The sequence below is a fragment of the bacterium endosymbiont of Bathymodiolus sp. 5 South genome (genome assembly GCF_900128535.1).
Lineage (GTDB): Bacteria > Pseudomonadota > Gammaproteobacteria > PS1 > Pseudothioglobaceae > Thiodubiliella.
Genome location: NZ_FQTR01000299.1, coordinates 1 through 1,454 on the forward strand (window position 1 = coordinate 1; position 1,454 = coordinate 1,454).

Annotated in this window: 2 protein-coding genes; both read right to left on the minus strand. The window is 34.5% G+C overall.

The window, feature by feature from the left end; genetic code table 11:
- Positions 1 to 65: 65 nt before the first annotated feature.
- Positions 66 to 881 carry a glycosyltransferase gene (locus BBROOKSOX_RS10960; protein WP_139661846.1) on the minus strand — a complete coding sequence of 272 codons (816 nt, stop codon included), beginning with the start codon at positions 879 to 881 and terminating at the stop codon, positions 66 to 68.
- A 5-nt stretch (positions 882 to 886) separates the two neighbouring features.
- Positions 887 to 1,454 (minus strand): hypothetical protein (locus tag BBROOKSOX_RS10965; protein ID WP_180324023.1); only part of this gene is annotated, 568 nt, incomplete at its 5' end.

The following is a 1,454-nucleotide window of genomic DNA, read 5'->3' on the forward strand; positions in this document are numbered from 1 at the left end:
AAGCACCAATAGCACTATTATTATAACGATTTTTTTCTATTTCCTTATCATTCATAAGAAAAGTCTCACAGTTTTCTTATCATTTTAAAAACTACCTTCATTAAGGCATTCGGCAACATTCGAACAACAAAACCAACAGACACATTCCTAACCATTTCAAAAAGGCTTAAAAACCCCATTTTATAAAAATCCACCTGCACATCCACTTCAAACATCGCATTTTTCAAACCACCTCTGCGCATCTGCTGTTCATTGCCCATTCGCACACTCACTAACGACTCTTGCAGATTATAAATCTTTGCCCCAGCCATAATCAACTTAACGAACAAATTGTAATCTTCACTAGTTCTATACTTGGCATAATTACCCACATTCAATACCCAAGATTTCTTATACATTGCCGTCACATGATTAACAGGACTTCTGCCTTTGGCAAATGCCACTATCTCATTATGCTGCTCAGGCGTTCTTCTGTAAGATATTATCTGAGTTTCGTTAAACTCAAATTCTCCTATCCAAGCACCGCAAATATCAACATCTTGATTCTCAAATACTGCCAACTGTTTCTCAAACCGTTTAGGCAACGACACATCATCCGTATCCATCACCGCAATCAACTCACAACTACACATTTCTATGCCAATATTCTTAGCAGCACCAACACCAACATTCTCTGTAAGGGAAACAACTTTCAAGGTATTAGCCAGCCTCTCTTTCCATTCTTCAATAGCTTGGTATAGCTCATCAGTCAACGGACCATCCTCTACCAAAACCACCTCATTAGGTTTAACAGTCTGTTCGTCCCACACACTCTGCATCGCTCTATTAAAGTTCTGCACTTCTTCTTTGTAGTAAATTGACATTAATACCGAAAACTTCATAAACTTTAATTACCCCTTAGGAAGATTTTAATCTTTCTAAAAACTGCCCTCCAAAAAAATAACCTTCTAGCAAGGTAAAAAGATTTTAATAATAAAAACTTAAAGACAACTCTATTTCTCCATGTAAATAAATTTACTTTATCTTGTTTTACAAGCCATTTTCTCCATAAATCATATCGCATTGCAACAAAAAAATCTTGGTTTTTGCTTATCCCTTTTTTTGCAATATAATTTAACAAGGCAATACCGCCAACTGTGTCTTCTATATTGCTATCATTTTCATCGTGAATCCTGTAATACATCAAAGTATCTGAAAGCCAAACAATTGAACCGTATTTCAACATAGTACTCAATAAAACAATATCGAAATATTTAGCGCCTGGAAGCGATACTAACGATATTTTCTTTAAAAAATTTGTGCAATACATATAACTTGGAAATGGAGTAATTCCTCCATTTCCTGGACTATATTGCTCTAAAAAATCCTTTTCATTGTCAAACTCTTTATAAGTTTCAAGATAGTAAGTCTTATCCTTAGACTTTGAAACACTATTCTTACATAAAAATGCATAT

Coding starts and splice junctions, on each gene's coding strand:
- BBROOKSOX_RS10960 (WP_139661846.1), bottom strand. CDS start 881: ATGAAGTTTTCGGTATTAATGTCAATTTACTACAAAGAAGAAGTGCAG.